The organism is Nonomuraea sp. NPDC005650 (genome assembly GCF_040605375.1).
GTDB lineage: Bacteria > Actinomycetota > Actinomycetes > Streptosporangiales > Streptosporangiaceae > Nonomuraea.
Genome location: NZ_JBEXCR010000067.1, coordinates 45,971 through 61,760 on the forward strand (window position 1 = coordinate 45,971; position 15,790 = coordinate 61,760).

Annotated in this window: 13 protein-coding genes and 3 pseudogenes; 7 read left to right on the plus strand and 9 right to left on the minus strand. The window is 68.8% G+C overall.

The window, feature by feature from the left end; all coding sequences use genetic code 11:
• The first annotated feature begins 8 nt into the window (after positions 1 to 8).
• A complete protein-coding gene (locus ABZS69_RS61095; RefSeq protein WP_355392323.1) occupies positions 9 to 581 on the plus strand; it encodes a TetR/AcrR family transcriptional regulator in 573 nt (190 codons plus the stop codon).
• Here ABZS69_RS61095 and ABZS69_RS61100 read toward each other — a convergent pair.
• From ABZS69_RS61100 to ABZS69_RS61110, 3 genes are all read right to left on the minus strand, one after another.
• Positions 541 to 1,755: an FtsX-like permease family protein gene (locus ABZS69_RS61100; RefSeq protein WP_355392326.1), complete on the minus strand. Its 1,215-nt coding sequence runs from the start codon at positions 1,753 to 1,755 to the stop codon at positions 541 to 543. The two genes, ABZS69_RS61095 and ABZS69_RS61100, sit on opposite strands and share 41 nt — an antisense overlap.
• Positions 1,756 to 1,778: 23 nt before the next feature.
• Complete coding sequence (locus ABZS69_RS61105) at positions 1,779 to 2,525, minus strand: ABC transporter ATP-binding protein (RefSeq protein ID WP_355392329.1); 747 nt, start codon at positions 2,523 to 2,525, stop codon at positions 1,779 to 1,781.
• 166 nt (positions 2,526 to 2,691) lie between these two features.
• Positions 2,692 to 3,885, minus strand: coding sequence for a S41 family peptidase (locus tag ABZS69_RS61110; RefSeq protein ID WP_355392332.1), 1,194 nt, complete (start codon positions 3,883 to 3,885; stop codon positions 2,692 to 2,694).
• Here ABZS69_RS61110 and ABZS69_RS61115 point away from each other — a divergent pair.
• The 3 genes from ABZS69_RS61115 to ABZS69_RS61125 all read left to right on the plus strand — a co-directional run bounded on the left by ABZS69_RS61115 (position 3,878) and on the right by ABZS69_RS61125 (position 5,882).
• Positions 3,878 to 4,069: a hypothetical protein gene (locus tag ABZS69_RS61115; protein ID WP_355392335.1), complete on the plus strand. Its 192-nt coding sequence runs from the start codon at positions 3,878 to 3,880 to the stop codon at positions 4,067 to 4,069. The two genes, ABZS69_RS61110 and ABZS69_RS61115, sit on opposite strands and share 8 nt — an antisense overlap.
• A gap of 68 nt (positions 4,070 to 4,137) precedes the next feature.
• Complete coding sequence (locus tag ABZS69_RS61120; RefSeq protein WP_355392338.1) at positions 4,138 to 4,791, plus strand: response regulator transcription factor; 654 nt, start codon at positions 4,138 to 4,140, stop codon at positions 4,789 to 4,791.
• The gene (locus ABZS69_RS61125; protein ID WP_355392340.1) at positions 4,788 to 5,882 is read left to right on the plus strand and encodes a HAMP domain-containing sensor histidine kinase; all 1,095 of its coding nucleotides are present in this window, start codon (positions 4,788 to 4,790) and stop codon (positions 5,880 to 5,882) included. The genes ABZS69_RS61120 and ABZS69_RS61125 overlap by 4 nt, the downstream gene beginning before the upstream one ends.
• Before the next feature lie 42 nt (positions 5,883 to 5,924).
• On the opposite strand, the gene ABZS69_RS61130 is transcribed toward ABZS69_RS61125, so the two are convergent.
• The 3 genes from ABZS69_RS61130 to ABZS69_RS61140 form a co-directional block, all read right to left on the minus strand.
• Positions 5,925 to 6,590, minus strand: coding sequence for a response regulator transcription factor (locus tag ABZS69_RS61130; RefSeq protein WP_355392343.1), 666 nt, complete (start codon positions 6,588 to 6,590; stop codon positions 5,925 to 5,927).
• Complete coding sequence (locus ABZS69_RS61135) at positions 6,587 to 7,651, minus strand: histidine kinase (protein ID WP_355392346.1); 1,065 nt, start codon at positions 7,649 to 7,651, stop codon at positions 6,587 to 6,589. Before ABZS69_RS61135 ends, ABZS69_RS61130 begins: the two co-directional genes overlap by 4 nt.
• A 266-nt stretch (positions 7,652 to 7,917) precedes the next feature.
• Positions 7,918 to 8,328, minus strand: a complete 411-nt coding sequence (locus ABZS69_RS61140) for a hypothetical protein (protein ID WP_355392349.1) — start codon at positions 8,326 to 8,328, stop codon at positions 7,918 to 7,920.
• Positions 8,329 to 8,660: 332 nt separating this feature from the next.
• Between ABZS69_RS61140 and ABZS69_RS61145 the strand changes: the two are divergent.
• Positions 8,661 to 8,840 (plus strand): annotated as a pseudogene (locus ABZS69_RS61145) (hypothetical protein); the annotation flags it as partial.
• Positions 8,841 to 9,058: 218 nt separating this feature from the next.
• Here the strand turns inward: ABZS69_RS61145 and ABZS69_RS61150 are convergent.
• Entirely contained in the window at positions 9,059 to 9,244 is a 186-nt protein-coding gene (locus tag ABZS69_RS61150) for a Tn3 family transposase (RefSeq protein WP_355392351.1), read from the minus strand.
• A 178-nt stretch (positions 9,245 to 9,422) separates the two neighbouring features.
• Here ABZS69_RS61150 and ABZS69_RS61155 point away from each other — a divergent pair.
• Positions 9,423 to 12,345 (plus strand): annotated as a pseudogene (locus tag ABZS69_RS61155) (Tn3 family transposase).
• 259 nt (positions 12,346 to 12,604) lie between these two features.
• Here the strand turns inward: ABZS69_RS61155 and ABZS69_RS61160 are convergent.
• Complete coding sequence (locus ABZS69_RS61160; protein ID WP_355392354.1) at positions 12,605 to 13,651, minus strand: CU044_5270 family protein; 1,047 nt, start codon at positions 13,649 to 13,651, stop codon at positions 12,605 to 12,607.
• Positions 13,648 to 14,160: an RNA polymerase sigma factor gene (locus ABZS69_RS61165; RefSeq protein ID WP_355392356.1), complete on the minus strand. Its 513-nt coding sequence runs from the start codon at positions 14,158 to 14,160 to the stop codon at positions 13,648 to 13,650. Before ABZS69_RS61165 ends, ABZS69_RS61160 begins: the two co-directional genes overlap by 4 nt.
• Positions 14,161 to 14,647: 487 nt before the next feature.
• Between ABZS69_RS61165 and ABZS69_RS61170 the strand changes: the two are divergent.
• Positions 14,648 to 15,454: pseudogene (locus ABZS69_RS61170) on the plus strand (tyrosine-type recombinase/integrase).
• Positions 15,455 to 15,790 lie beyond the last annotated feature (336 nt).

The following is a 15,790-nucleotide window of genomic DNA, read 5'->3' on the forward strand; positions in this document are numbered from 1 at the left end:
GGTAGCGCATGACCGCCGACAAGCCGCTGCGGGCCGACGCCCAACGCAACCGCGAGGCCCTGATCGCCAAGGCACGAGAGGTCTTCGACGCCGGCGACTTCTTCGACCTGCGCTTCGATGACTTCGCCCGCCTGGCCGGGGTGGGCACCGGCACGCTGTACCGCCACTTCCCCACCCGGGAGGCACTGGCCGAGGCGGTCTACCACGGGGAAGTTGCCGCGCTGTGCGACCGCGCCCGCCAGTTGCAGGCCACGCTGCCCGCGGAGGAGGCCTTGGCGACCTTCCTACGCGGCATGGTCGACCACATAGACGCCCACCAGGGCCTTGCCCGGACGCTGGCCACGCTCATGGCCACCGGCTCGGGTACCCTCGCCGAGGGCAGTCGGGCGCTGGAGCAGGCTGTCACCGACCTGGTGGCCGCCGCCGTGAAGGACGGCGCGGTCCGCGACGACGTGGGTGCCGGTGCCGTCATGATGGCACTGCATGGCATCGGTGCGGCCCATGACCGCCCCGGTTGGCGGGCCGAGGCCGACGGTGTCATCACCCTCGTGCTGGACGGGCTGCGCCGGTCAGGGCGCTGACGGTGCTGGAGCGGGCGCCGCGCACGGCCGGAACAGCGGTCGCCACCACGGCGACGCCGAGTGCCACGGCGGTCACCAGACCGAACGTGGACCAGGTGGGCGACGCCGTCCCCGCGCTGCCGACGAGGCCGGCACTGGACTCGGTGAGCAACGGAGCGGTCAGCGCTCCGATCGTCAGCCCGGCCGCGGCCGCGACGGCGGCCACGAGGAGGTACTCCGCGAGCAGCACGGCAGCGACCAGGCTCGGGGTGCCGCCGACTGCCTTGAGGAGTCCGACGCGTCGGTGCTGGTCGGCCATCCGGCCGCCGACCAGCACCGAGAGGCTGGCCACGGCGAGCAGGCCGAGCAGCCAGGCACCGATGAGCAGCAGGATCTGGGAGTCTTTGGCCAGGTCGGTGGCGTCGGCGAGGACGCTCTCCCAGGTCTGCATCGGCATGGCGCCGCCATGATCGCCGCTGCTCCGGTCGACGAATGCCTGCGCTTTGTCCGGGTCGGCCAGCTTCAGGTTCATCACATAGGACAGGGAGCTTCGGTCCGAGGCGAGGCTCCGCACATCCGCCTGGGTGAGCCAGACCAGTCCGGGATTGTGCAGCAACCCCGCCGGCAGATTCCGGTCGTCGGGGATGGCGCCGTTGATGCAGCCGGCGGAGACGATGCAGGACGCCCCGGGATAGGGCGGCATGGCGGCGGTGACCGCGACGCCGACGACCTTGAACGACCTACCGCCCAGGGTGACCGAGTCGTCGACGCCCACATTGAGCGAGTCGGCGAAGGCGGCCTCGAGCACCACGCCGCCGTCGCCGACCCAACCGCCTTGCGTCACCTTGGGCTGATCGACCGTCGCGACGGTGGCGTCGCGCCCCATGGCCTGGACATCCGACGTCCGGCCGGACGCCTCAAGCTTTCCCGCGACGACGGGGTACGGTCCGCTGTGCTCGGTGACGCCGGAGGCGGTGGCCAGTTTCCCGAGCTCAGCGAGGGCGGCGGCCTGGCCGACGTTGGCGACCACGTCGGGTCCGTTGGTCGCCGCCCGGGTGCTCTGGTACGGGTCGCCGGCCGCGTCGCGCAGGACGAGCCCGAGCGTCAGCGTCGTGGTGGCGGCCAGGATGGCGAGCAGCAGAAGCGCGGCCTCGGTGCGGCGGCGCCGGAGGTCTCGCAGGGCGAGACGGATCACGAGGAGGATGCGGCCCACTGCGGTCAGTCCTCCAGCCCGACGAGCGCGCCGAGCTGCCCGGTGGTGCCGCCGGTCAACCTGGACTCGTCCACGAACGCGCCGTCGCGCATCGAGAACATCCGATCCGCGGCGCCCGCGATCCGCGCGTCGTGCGTGACGATGACCAGCGTCTGCCCGGATTCGCGCAGGTCCTCGAAGAGTTGGAGGACGTCCAAGGTGGCGGCGCTGTCCAGGTTTCCGGTCGGTTCGTCAGCCAGGACGACCAGCGGTTCGTTGCTCAGCGTCCGGGCGACCGCGACCCGCTGCCGCTGGCCGCCCGACAGCGCGGAGGGCAGGAACCGCGCCCGGCCGGCGAGCCCGAGCTGATCCAGCAGCTCCTCCGCGCGCCGCCGTGCGACCCGCGGCGAGCGTCCGGCGAGGAGGGCCGCCAGCTCGACGTTCTCGACGGCGGTGAGCTCCTCCATCAGGTGGAAGGACTGGAAGACGTAGCTGACGTCGGTCCGCCGCATCCTGGCCAGGGCCTTCTCTCCGATGTTGTCGATGCGCCGGTCGTTCAGCCACACCTCGCCGGCCGAGGGCCGATCCAGCCCGCCGAGCAGGTGCAGCAGCGTCGACTTCCCGCACCCGCTCGGTCCCGTGATCGCCACCGTCTCTCCCGCGCTGACGTCGAGATCGACGCCGTCGACGGCGCGCACCAATCCTTCCCCTATGCCGTGCTCCTTCCGCAGCCCGCGGGCGCTCAGTACGGGCGTGCCGGCGGCATTGCTCACGATCCACTCCTTCGATGGGTCCGGTTCTGCTTACGGGTTTTGAGCCGGCGCAGGTCCGCCTCGAGCGGGAGCACGATGCCCTCCGCCAACAGCGCTCGGTCGAGCGGGGCCGCTGGGTGTCGGCGATGGTGAGAGGGGCGGCCGGCCCGGCCGCCCGGCAAGCGCGTCAAACAAGCGCCAGCGCCTTGGCCACACCCGGGTCGCGCCCGGTGGCCAGGTCGAGCGCGGTCGTGGGGGCGTAGTGGTCGACCGGCACGCCGATCGTGTCGATGATTTCGCGGGCGGGCCCGAGGTGCCGGACCTTGGGCAGAAGCATGGCGCTGCCGTCGTCGAGGAGGTATGCCTCGCTGGGGCCGGAGACGGCCCCAGCGGTGCGGGTCCCGACGAGGGTGCCCAGGCCGTTGTCCTTGACCGCCGCGCTGAAGTCCTCGCAGGCCGAGGCGCATCCGCGGTCGGTGAGCACGATCAGGCGCGAGTCGAGCAGCGGGACGCTGTCGTCGGTCCGGTTGGGCACACAGTCGCCCTTGAGCGGGCAGAAGTAGCTGGTGACCTTGCCGTGCGCGAACGCGCCGAGCAGCCGCGTCACCTCGCGAGGTGACCCGCCGCCGTTGCCGCGCAGATCGAGGACCACGACCTTCGGTTTGTCCCGCAGCTTGGCGATGACCTGGTCGGCGGCGCCTTCATAGAATCCGGGCAGTTGGACGTAGGTGACGCCGTCGGCGAGTTTCTTTGACGTCACCGCCGGAGGCTGTCGCGTGATGGGGCCCTCTTTGAGCTCGACGGTGCGGGTCCGTCCTGTTGTGGGCCGCTTGAGCGTGAGCCGTACCGTGCCGGAGGCGAAGGCGTCGAGGATGCTCTGATTCACGGTGTCTCCGATGAACGCCGGCACGCCGTTGGCCTTGACGATGATGTCACCGGCTCTGATGTCGGCCTTGGCGGCGGGGCTGCCGGGCAGGACGCGGGTGATGAACATCGGTGGCCGGGCCGCAGGGTCGAGCTGCGATCCTCCCTGCTGAGCCGACACGCCCACGATGCCCGTTCCGGTTGGCCCGCCCTCTTGCGAGGGGGTCGGCCTGACCCAGCGGGCATGGTTGTCGTGCAGTCCGGCGACCATGGAGGTGATCGCGGCGCGCAGGGCGGCGGGGTCGCCGGCGCCGAGGACTTTCGCGAAGGCGGCCCAGTCGGTGTCGCGGTTCCCGGTCAGGGCGGGCAGCCGAAGGTCGGCCCGGTCCGTGCCGCGCCGCATCAGGTCCTGGGTGTAGGCGGCGAAGGCGCTCTTCAGCAATTCCTTCGAATCCATGGCCGGGCCGCTGTAGTAGTTGTCCAGCACGCAGAAGTACGCCTGCCGGAGCGTGTTCACCGATGTCGGCGGTGCCGATTGCGGCGGTGGCGCCGTGCTGGTGGCGCAACCCCCGCCGGGGGTGGCCGATGGGGACGCCGGCTGGGACGTCGTGGCCGATGCTGACGCGGGTGCGGACATGGAGCAGGCCGCCACCAGGACGGCCGCGCAGAGGGCTCTGATCATGGCCGCCAGCCTGGCCTGAAGCGGGTTACACGGTCGTGAACGGATCCGTTAACGCCATTGAAACCCCGGTTCGAGTATGAACGTCGCATGCGGATTCTGGTGGCCGAGGACGAACGCGACCTGGCCGATCTCGTGGCGGTAGGGTTGCGCCGCCATGCCATGGCCGTCGACGTGGTGTACGACGGGGCCGCCGCGGTGGAGCGGCTGGCGGTGCACGACTACGACGTTCTCGTGCTGGACCGGGACCTGCCTGAGATCCACGGCGACCTCGTGTGCAGTGAGCTGGTGGCGCGCGGGAGTCGTACGCGGATCCTGATGTTGACGGCGGCGGCGTCGGTGCCGGAGCGAGTTGCAGGTCTCGGGATGGGGGCCGACGACTACCTGCCCAAACCTTTTGACTACACCGAGCTGGTCGCACGGGTGCAGGCGCTGGGGCGGCGCAGCCAGTCGCAGGTACCACCGGTGCTGACGCGGCACGGGATCGTGCTCGACAGGCACCGGCTGCAGGCCTCGCGGGACGGGCGGCACCTGCATCTTTCACTCAAGGAGTTCGCCGTCCTGGAGGTGCTGATGAGGGCGGACGGCGCGGTCGTGAGCTCCGAACGGCTGCTCGAAGAGGCCTGGGACGAGAACGCCGACCCGTTCACCACGGTGGTGCGGGTCCTGATCAGCCGCCTGCGGGCCAAGCTGGGCGACCCGCCGTGCATCCAGACCGTTCCGGGCGCGGGATACCTGCTGTGACGACGATCCGGGTACGGCTCACGCTGATCTACTCCGGACTGTTCCTGCTCACCTCGGTTGTGTTGCTGGTCACGGTCAACCTCCTGCTGCGCCGGACACTGGACGCGCGGATCGCCGGGCTGACTGGTGGAGGGCCGCCGGCGCCGCAGGGCGTGCCGAACGTTCGGCTGCTACAGCTGCCCGAACTGGTGAACAACGTGATCGGCTACCAGTGGCAGGTGACCGCGCTGACGGTCGGGGCCCTGACGCTGGTCTCGTTGGCCGTCGGGTGGTTGCTCGCCGGGCGGATCCTGCGGCCCATCCACCGGATCACCGCCACCGCACAGCGGCTGTCCCTGTCGACCCTGCACGAACGGATCGCGCTCGCCGGGCCGAAGGACGAGCTGAAGGAACTGGCCGACACCTTCGACGCGATGCTCGACCGGCTCGAACGCTCCGTCGAGGGGCAGCGGCGGTTCATCGCGAACGCCTCCCACGAGTTGCGGACTCCGCTGGCCGTCCAGCGGGCGGCGATCGAGATCGGCCTTCCCGAGGAGGTCGACGAGATCCGCGGCACGCTCCTGCGCCACAACCGCCGTGCGGAGAACCTCATCGACGCCTTGCTGGTCCTGGCCCAGGCGGAACACGGCCTGGACAACAGGAGTCCGGTGGCCGTGGACCAGGTGGTACGGCGCGTCCTGGCGGAAAGAGACGCGGACGGCGTCAGTGTGACGGGGCGGGCAGAGCCGTTCGTCGTCGATGGGGACCCTGTCCTGCTGAACCGGCTGGTCACCAACCTCCTCGACAACGCCGTCCGTTACAACCATCCCGGCGGAACCGTTGAGGTAACGCTCTCCCGTGGAGCGCTGACGGTCCGTAACACCGGCCCGCACGTGCCCCGGGAACGTTTCGGCGACCTCTTCGAGCCCTTCCGACGGCTCCACACGACCCCTGGACAGGGCGCCGGGCTCGGATTGTCGATCGTCGCAGCGATCGCGAAGGCTCACGGGGCCGACGTGCGAGCGAACCCCAACCCGGGCGGCGGGCTGGAGATCGTCGTAGTTTTCGCGAGATCGGAGGATGCACCCTCTCCAGGAGGAACAGCGGAGTGATACATGTGACACAGAATTCATGTTCTGTGTCACACGGCGATGTCACGCGCCGGGCCGTATCAGGCCGCTCTCGTAGGCCAGGATGACCAATTGGACCCTGTCGCGCACGTTCAGCTTGGCGATGGCCCTGGTGATGTGGGTCTTGGCAGTGAGCGGACTGATGACGAGACGCTCGGCGATCTCGTTGTTGGAGAGTCCGAGCGCCACGAGCTTGACCGTCTCCAGTTCCCGGGAGGTGAGGGCGGCCAGCCGCTGCCCAGCGCTGGGCGTGAGGTCCTGCCGGTGGGCGAACTGCTCGATGACGCGCCGGGTCACGCCCGGCGACAGGAGCGCATCTCCGCCGGCGACGGCGGCGACCGCCCGGCGGAGCTCGGCGGGTTCGACCTCTTTGGTGAGGAAGCCGCTGGCTCCGGCGCGTAGGGCGGCGAAGACGTGTTCATCGGTGTCGAACGTGGTGAGGATGATGACGCGACAGCCCAGAGTGGTCGGGTCGGTGACGATGCGGCGTGTGGCGGTGATCCCATCGGTGCCCGGCATGCGGATGTCCATAAGGATCACATCAGGGTGGGTGCTCGCGGCCAGCCGTACGGCTTCGTCGCCGTCCTGGGCTTCGCCGACGACCGTGATGTCCCGGGAGCGGGCCAGCAGGCTGCGGAAGCCGGCCCGTACGAGTGCCTGGTCGTCGGCGAGGAGCACCTTGATCGTCATGCCGTCGAGCCTGCCACAGGGATGTCGGCCCGCACGGCGAAGCCGCCGCCGGGGACGGGGCCTGCGGTGAGCGCGCCCCCGAGTGCGCTCACCCGCTCGCGCATGCCGGCCAGACCATGGCCTTCAGCGACATCGGCGCCGCCTGGGACGCTGCGGCCGTTGTCGGTGATCTCGACGGTGATCGAGCGAGGCTGGTAGCCGATCGTCACCTTGGCTTTACTCGCCCCTGCGTGCTTGAGCGTGTTGGCGAGGGACTCCTGTACGACACGGTGAATGGCGATGGCGGTAATGGCGGGGACGGCCGCGCGGTCGCCATGCTCGTCGAGGGTCACCTCAAGCCCGGCGGCGCGGGCGTCGGCGATGAGAGTGTCCAAGGAAGCCAGATCCGCCTGGGGTGCGGTGTCAGCGGGGTTGTCGCGCAGGACCGTGATGAGGGAGCGGAGGTCGGCCATCGCCCGGTTCCTGACGTCCTTCGCCAGGCGCAGCGCGGCGGCGGCCGCTGCCGGGTCCTCCTCCAGAGCGTCGGCGGCGACATTGAGCTGCACGCCGACGACGGCCAGCGTGTGGGCGATGACGTCGTGAACCTCGTGCGAGACGCGCAGCCGTTCCTCGGCGGCGTGCGCACGGCTGTCGGTTTCGCGCAGCCGCTCGCGCCAGCGCATCGCGGCGGCGTAGGTGAGGCCCGCGGCGATGAGGATCGCCAGGAGCAGCCCTTCCCCCGCGACGTGGAACACGTACCAGGTCGGGTTCCGGTCCAGGACCAAGCGGAAGTCGACCGCCGAGTAGACCAGTTGGGCCAGGCCGATGGCGAGCACCCAGCGCACCCGTGGCGTGGTGGCGGCGGTGAAGTAGGCGACCGCGACCGGCCAGATCCAACCGGCGGGAGACCAATGCCCGGTGAGGTGATAGACGAAGATCCCGCCGATCGACAGCAGCAGCACGGTCATCGGCCAGCGACGTCTGACCAGCAGGAGCGCTCCGAGAAGCAGCCCGAGGGGGATCGTGCCCCGCCAGGGGGAATGCACCCCGGTGGCGAGAGCTACGGCGACGAAGAAGACCAAAGTGAGGGCAGCGAGCGTAATATCGGTGATCCGGGCAAAGTGCCGGACAGACGCGGGTTCGCGTCGTGGGGGCGGCTCGGCCATGCGGAGGCTCTTTCTCGAGGGGTGCCGGGTGTAACGCCGGGTCGGGGCGTACCGGACGTCGCCCAGGTGGTCACATGGGCGACGCCGTCGGGATGTTCGGCTTGCGTAGTCGCGTGGACCGGCGGGCTCAAGGACTGCGGAAGCTCTGGATCTGTTTACCAGCCCGGGTGGGATTGTTCGGATCAGACGTGGGTGACCAGGAGGGTCACGCCTGCCTCGCCGCCACAGTCGACGAACACGGGGCCGACGCCGTTACCGATCTTGGGGTTGAGGGTCGCCTTGGCCACGAATCCCTTCGGATCATCCTTGATGATGCGGATGTTCTGTAGCACCGGGTGCTCCCTGTCGAGCCCGGCGAGCACGGCCTTGAGCCCCTTGCCGCCGCCGCAGTGGCCGGTGATCGTCACCTCCTCGCTGCGCTTGGTGGTGGGATTGGGGCTGACCTGAACCACCGCCCTGGCGCCCTTCGGCGGCTTCGGCGCGGCCATCGCAGCGGTGGCAGCCTCGCTGGCCGTGCCGGCCTGGGCACCAGCCGGCGCACCGGCCATTCCGAGCAAACCGGCCGTCAAGCTCAGCCCGGCGATCGCAGTCATCACTCTCTTGCTCATGGCGATTCCTCCAGTTCTCATCCGACTATCTCGACGAGAAACGCTAGGCCGGGCCGCAGCGGGAGCGCGTCGTCCGTTGATCGTCACTTGACGTTGCACCATTCGCTGTACGCATTACACCGAAGGGAGTAGGCATCAGGCCTCAACCGAACGCACGAGGCCGAGACTGTCGGGGCTTTTAGGACGGGCACGTTCAGGCAGTCGCACCGGGCATGACGTGGGAGGCCGACTTCTTCGCCTTCGGTACTGGTGGAGGCTGAGTGCAGAAATTGACGCCAAGAACGTGATCTTCGTTTCGATGACGCGGCACGTTTGGCCTGGTTGGGGCTTACGTTCCTGGGCCATGCCTTTCGGACCTCTCTGACGAGCAAGCCGCCCGACATGACCGCTTCCCTGGGGAGCCGTCAGCGGCGGAGCTGGAACGGTTCTTCCGGCTGGATCGTGGCGCGCTGGAGGTGGTGCACCGTCTTGGGTGGGCGGTGCAGTGGGGGACGGTCCGTATGCCCAGGGGTGTTCATGGCCGAAGATCCGCTCGCGGTCCAGCGCCGGCCCAATATCCTGATCGGCATCGACGACGGGCGCGTGTCCTCGCACCCGGGAATTGGCCCTCCTGCCCCGGCGGGTCACGTCACCGTCACATCCGCAGTCGCCGGGCGCAGCGGTCTCCAGCCGCCGCCGTCCAGCTTGGCCGGCTCCGCCTCCACGTCCACGGTGATCACGCCGAAGAAGCTGACGGTTCTCGCTGTGCGCCGAGGGAGATGCGGGCCAGCAGCTCGTCGGGAATGTCCCGGCCGGTCGCCCGCGGCTGCCGCACGGCCAGGGAGTAGTACTCGGTAGTCCACGCGATGACAGAGTTGGTCAAAACGGTCAAACACCACGCCTGGTCCGTCTGATCGGCCAAGGCCGGCTTGGAGGGGGTCCCGGTAACAATCGCGGAGAATCCAACGAACCCATCTCTGACCTGCGGTTATTCGCCTTCCTGGGGCGGTTAACGATCTTTGCCGCTACGGTTCGTACTGGTTGTGGTGCTTCCGTGGAGGTTGATGGGGTTGGCGACCCAGTTCTTCTCTGATGAGCAGATGGAGCGGCTGCGGTCGTATCCGGACATCGGCCGGGAGGAGCTGATCCGGTTCTTCACGCTGACGCGGAAGGATCTGGGCTTCATCGACAATCTGGACCGTGGCGGCGGGCGCGGGCCCGCGGCGCGGTTGGGGCTTGCCGTCCAGCTGTGCACACGGTCGGCGGGCGCAGACCCGCAGTGATCATCTGAAGCTGGTGCTGAAGTATCTGGACTGGAAACCAGTTCCGACCAGGGGCGAGACGCTGAAGGAGCTGGAACAGTTCCTGCTGGACCGGGCGATGGAACACGACTCGCCGTCGCTGCTGTTTCATCAGGCGGCGGAGTTCCTGATCAGCGCGCGCGTGGTGCGGCCGGGCGTGGTTACGCTGATGGAGATGGTCGCGACCGCTCGGGTCGGCGCGGGCGCATTGACGTCGGAGAAGGTCGATCATTTGCTGACCAGGCCGATGCGGGCGGATCTGGACCGGCTGCTGGTGCACGATCCGGAGATCGGGGCGACCCGACTGGCGTGGCTGACGACGCCGGCGGTGGAGGCGACGCCGACGTCGATCAAGTTGGCGATCGACAAGCTGGTGTACCTGCGCGCGTTGGACGCGCATTTGCTGGATTTGTCGATGCTGCCACGGGAGCGGCGCAGGTTTCTGGCCACGTTGGGGCGGCGCTCAACGGTGCAGGGGTTGGATCGGCGTGGGGAGCGCCGGTTCCCGATCCTGCTCGCGGTGGTGGCCCAGTCTGCGGTGGACCAGCTGGACGAGGTCATCGCCTTGTTCGATCAGGCGGTGTCGGGGCGGGAGTCGCACGCCAAGGCCAAGACAGACGAGGCGTTGGCGGAACGAGCCAAGAGAGGAGAGGCCCGCCAGCTGCTGATGGACGTGATCTTGCCGATCCTGGTCGACCCGGGCGTTCCGGACGAACGTGTCGGCGGGATGCTACGGGAGCGGATCGGGATGGACAAGCTCCGCGAGGTCGCCGCGGTGCGCTGGAAGCCGCTACCCCGCGACCACGGTCGGCTGGCGGCGTTGGAGGCGTCCTACACCTATCTGCGGAAGTTCACCCCCAGGGTGCTGGCCACGATCGATTTCCAGGGCGGGCCCGGCACCGCGGACCTGATGGACGCGGTCGCCATCCTCAAGGAGTTGAACCGGACCGGCGGCCGGAAGGTCCCGGCCGGGGCGCCGACGTCGTTCGTGTCCGCCCGGTACGCCGACTATCTGGCCAAGGCCCGCAAGAGCGGGGACGACACCGCATTCCGGCATTACTGGGAGCTGTGCACCGTGCTCGCGTTGCGGGACGGGCTGCGCAGCGGGAATGTGTTCGTGCCGGGCTCGCGCCGCTACGCCGACCCGGGAACCTATCTGTACACCCACGAGCAGTGGGAATCCAAGCGGGCCGAGTTCTGCAAGCTGGTCCGCAAACCGGCGGACGCAACCGATGCGATCGAGCAGGTCAAGGAAGAGTTCCACCAGGCTCTGGAGGACTTGGAGGAGACGCTCGCCAACGCCTCCCCGAACGACGTCGGAGCGGTCCGGCTGGACGAGGCCGGACGGCTGGTCATCCCGCCGCTGTCTGCCGAGAATATCCCGGCCGAGGCCAAGGAACTGCGGGAGGAGCTGTCGGGGATGCTGCCGTTCGTACCGATCGCTTCCCTGCTGATCGAGCTGGACGCCCGCACCAAGTTCCTGGACTGCTTCATCCACGCCGGCGGCCGCAAGTCGAAGCTGTCGGTGGAACAGAAACGCAACATCCTGGCCATGCTGATCGCCGGGGCCACCAACCTGGGCCTGACCCGCATGTCGGAGGCGTGCGGGGTGTCCTACGACACCCTCGCCTGGACTCAGGAGTGGTATGTGCGGGAGGAGACGCTGCGCGAGGCGAACACGGTCCTGGTCAACCACCACTACAAGCTGGAGCTGGCCGGGAAGTTCGGTGGCGGCACCATGTCGTCCTCGGACGGGCAGCGCTTCCCTGTCCGAGGCAAGAGCTTGACGGCCCGGGAGATGAACATCCACGGCGGCCGGGTCCTGTCGACCTACACCCATGTCTCCGACCAGTGGTCGACGTACGGCACGAAGCAGATCGTGCCCACCACCCGCGAGGGTCATTACACCCTGGACGAGATGCTCGGCAACGCCACCGATTTGCCGATCCACGAGCACGCGACCGATACCCACGGTGCCACGCTGGTCAACTTCGGGTTGTTCGACCTGGTCGGCAAGGTCCTCACCCCCAGGATGCGCGATCTGGGCAGGATCACCATGCTGCGGGTCGACACCCCGGCGGCGACCAGCGCGCTCTACCCGCACGCCGGGCCGCTGCTGGCCGACCGGTGGAACGAGGACCTGATCTGCCAGTGCTACCCCGACCTGCTACGGCTGGGCGGATCGCTGAAGTTCGGGGAGGCCACCGCCTCGCTCATCGTCGGGAAGTGGTCGGCCGCCTCCCGGCAGAACACCCTGGCCGCGGCGTTGAAGGAGTGGGGGCGGATGCGCCGCACCATCCACGCCGCCCGCTACCTTTCGGATCCGGTCTACAGGCGCAAGATCTCAAGGCAGCTCAACAAGGGCGAATCGCTGCACGCGCTGCGCCGGGACTTGCACTACGCCCAGCAGGGCACCATCGTCCGGCCCCACCTGCAGGACCAGACCGAGCAGGCATGGTGCCTTACGATCCTGACGAACGCGGTGATCACGTGGACGACCGAGTATTACGGCATGGCAATCAAGGAACTGCGCGCCCAGGGCCGCGAAGTCCCCGACGAACTGCTGTCGTTCATCGCCCCCGGCCACCGCGAGAACATCAACTTCTTCGGCTTCATCGACGTCGACATCGAAGCCGAGCTCGCCAAACTGGACGACGGCTGGCGACCGCTGCGGCCAACCCTGGTGAACGAGTCAGGCACCACCTTCCTGATCAACCCCTGATGCCCGAACCCTGGAAGAAAGAACCATGGTCGTGGCCGCCTGTCGGCGTGCGGGGCCGTATGAGCGGCTCACCCCCGAAGACCGCCGCGGGCTCAGCCTCTGTTCTGGCCCCCATGTCAAGCTCTACGGCCGGTTCCGGTTGGACATGGACACCCGGCTCCACCTCACCACCGCTTGCCTGCTCACATCCCCTCACCGAGGGCGGATGTAGCCGGGCTGGCCGGCGGGCTCGCGCCGCGGCCGGCCAGCCCGGCGGCCTTCACTCGGCGGAGGGCGGGGATGGCCGGGCGTCGGTCCAGCCGGACTCCAGCACCATGTTGGCCCGGTCTCCCTTCTGCCGCACGCCGGTGACTTCGTAGGTCAGCACCTTGGAGGTGTCGGGGTCGATGATCAGTCGGCCCTGGGTGGGTTGGCCCTGCTGGATCGGGAAGGTCACGGCGACGCCCGGCCGCCCCTGCGGATCGGTGGTCCGGCCTTCGACCCGCACTGCGGGCAGCGTCGCCAGCGCCTGGTAGGCCGCGCTGCGCACTTGTGGGGAGGCGGGCAGCTCGTACAGGAGTGATGCCAAGGTGGGCGGCAGGCCGTCCTCCACCGCACCGGCGAAGTCCTGATCGCTACGGATCGCCTCAGCGGCCCGTTTCTTCAGCGCTTCGGGGTCGGCGGGCAGCGCCTCGATCTCCTTCAGGGTCAGGGGCATGGCACTCCAGTAGAGCTTCTGCTCCCTCTTGAGCCGAGTGAGAGTGCCCTCACCGGGCGAGGTCGAGTAGACGCCGCCGTCCTTTCCCATCTCCCATTCGGTCGGCGAGCCGTCCCGGTGCCATGCCTCCACATCCAGGGGGCGTGCGGCCAGCTGCCTGCGGCCGATCCAGCCTCGGCCATCCTTGGCCACCCACGTCTCCGAGAGGTATGAAGTTTCCAGACGGTAGGTGTTGCCGTTCTGACCGTACGGTCCCGCCGAGCCTACGTACAGCTGCTTGAGATGCCAGTAGGCGCCTTCTGGGGCGGCTTGGGCCTTGGCGGCGGCGGCCAGCAGGATCGACGTGCCCGACAGGGAGGTGACGCCGGGTGTGGCCGTGGGAGAGGGCGATGCGGTGAGGGTGACCTGGCCAAGGAAGACCGCCGTCGCGGCCGCGGCCGCTGCGAGCCCGATGGCACCGGCCCGCCACGGCAGGCGCCGCCGGGCCGTCCGGTGTGGGCGTGCCTGGGTCGCCATGATCGCCGCACGCAGCTCGCGCGCGCCGGGCCCCTGATCCGGCGCGTGTGGTGCCGGGTCGATGGCCCTTACCAGGTTGTCGATGTCGCTCATGCTTCCCCCATCGCGATCGTCAAGGACGCCTGCCGCTCCAGCGCCGCCGCCATCCGTTTGCGAGCCCGATGCAGCCGGGTCCGGGCGGCAATAGCCGTACATCCCGTAACTTTGGCGATCTGCTGGCTGGTCAGGCCCTCCCAGCAGGCCAGCGCCAACACCTCGCGGTCACGTTCGGGTAACCCGTCGAAGGCGGCGCGAACATGGTCCAGATCGACTGGTCTGACCGGCCGGTCGGCGGCCAGTTCCGCACGTAGCCGTTCGGTGAGCACGGCCCTGCGGGATTCGCCGCGCTGCTGGTTGGCCAGCACGCGGCGGGCCACCCCGTACAGCCACAGCAGCGCCTCCTCGTCCTCGGGTACGTCGCCGATGCGCCGCCAGGCGGTGAGGAACGTCTCGGAGATGACGTCGGCCGCGTCGTCGGGCGAACCGGTACGGCGGGCGGCGTACTGGTGTACCGCCGGGTAGTACGCGTCATAGACCGCTTCGAAGCGATCTCGGTATGTCACAGAGTCTCCTTGCCGGAAGGTGCCGGACACCTGGTAAATGTCCGGGACCTTCCGGAATGTGGCAGCTCGCTATGAGCAGTTTGCGCTACTCACCCTGTAGTCCGGACGCCATACCGTCGCCGGGGCTGGTGTGCCTGGGCGCGCATCGACCGGACACCGACACTGCCGACGCAGGTGCCCGAGACGGGAACACCCCCAGGGTTGTGATCGGGGCCGGGGTTCGACAGGTTCTTAGATAACCTTCGTTATCTGGCAAAATGGTGATCACCGGCATAGTGTGAGCTGGGCCGCCGTCGTTTGACGCGGACGCTTCGTTTCCCGGTTATCTGGCAACCCGGCGGATGGTGGAGGTCGGCACGGTGGATCCGGTCATCGCTGAGCAGCTCGGCTGCTCCCACCCGCTCGCCCGGCACCTGGACGACTCCTCACCGACCTAGCCAACGCCGGTGCCTCCGCGCACACCCGGCGGGCCTACCGCGGCGACCTGATCGCCTTCGCCGCCCACCACGGCGAAGAACTCGGTGAGCTGACCGCCGCGCCGGTTCGCGCATTCCTGGCCGAGCTCGCCGAGCTGTCTCCGGCCAGCAGCAAGCGCAAGCGCGCCGCCGTCGCCTCCTTCGCCAAGTGGGCGGTCCGCCACGACCTCCTGGCCGCCAACCCGATGGACCGCATCGACACGGTCAAGGTGCCCAAGAGCCTGCCCCGCCCGGCCGCGGCCGCCGACGTGGCCAAGGTCTTCGCGGTGATTTGCTCGCGGCGGCCGCGTAAGGATCTACCGCTGGACCGGCTGCGGGATCGGGTGCTGTTCGAGACCGCCTATGTGTGCGGCGCACGCGCCTCGGAGGTGTGCGGCTTGTACGTGGAGGACCTGGACCTGCGCCTGGACGACGAACACGTCCGCGTCCACGGCAAGGGCGGCGGTGTACGCACCGTCCTGCTGGACGACCGCGGCTACGTCACCCTGCTCAAGCTCTACCTGGCCCGCGCGGGCTACAGCGCCGGGCCACTGTTCCGCGCGTCCATCAACGGCCGCGGCGGACCTCTGTCCTACGACGCCGCCCACCACCGCTAGCAGAGCTACTGCGCCGCCGCCGGTGTCGAGATCGACATCCACCAGCTGCGTCATGCCCACGCCAGCGAGCTCATCAACGCCGGGGTGTCCATCGAGGCCGTTCGCCGCCGCCTCGGCCACGCCTCTACCGAGACCACCCAGCTGTACGCGCTGCTGGACGATAAGGTCGCCGACGCCGAGATCCGCGCCGCCCGCCGACGCCGCGACCAAGCGATCCGCTGACGACAAACCGCTCAGGGCCATCGCCCCTCTTGCACCATCAGCACAGTTCAAAGATGGGTTCGTTGGATTATCCGCGATTGCTACCGGGACCCCGACATCGGTCGGGACGATCTGATCCGGCACTTCACCCTGACACCCGCCGACGTCTGATCCATTCGCTGAGAGGGTCTTTGAACTTGGGCTCGACGGACCGGCTCACCGAGCCGGCGGCGGGCTGACCGGGGCAGCCTTTGCTTCGTGAGCCGAAGCGGGAGCACCCGGTCCACCACGCCTATCGATGATCGCAATCAGCTCCTCCGAGCTGACGTGGTCACCCTCATTCTTGATGATCTCCGC

What these genes read in the sequence shown, in the direction of transcription:
- ABZS69_RS61095 (WP_355392323.1), top strand. Translation starts at nt 9, where the DNA reads ATGACCGCCGACAAGCCGCTGCGGGCCGACGCCCAACGCAACCGCGAG.
- ABZS69_RS61120 (WP_355392338.1), top strand. Translation starts at nt 4,138, where the DNA reads ATGCGGATTCTGGTGGCCGAGGACGAACGCGACCTGGCCGATCTCGTG.
- ABZS69_RS61130 (WP_355392343.1), bottom strand. Translation starts at nt 6,590, where the DNA reads ATGACGATCAAGGTGCTCCTCGCCGACGACCAGGCACTCGTACGGGCC.
- ABZS69_RS61140 (WP_355392349.1), bottom strand. Translation starts at nt 8,328, where the DNA reads ATGACTGCGATCGCCGGGCTGAGCTTGACGGCCGGTTTGCTCGGAATG.
- ABZS69_RS61160 (WP_355392354.1), bottom strand. Translation starts at nt 13,651, where the DNA reads ATGAGCGACATCGACAACCTGGTAAGGGCCATCGACCCGGCACCACAC.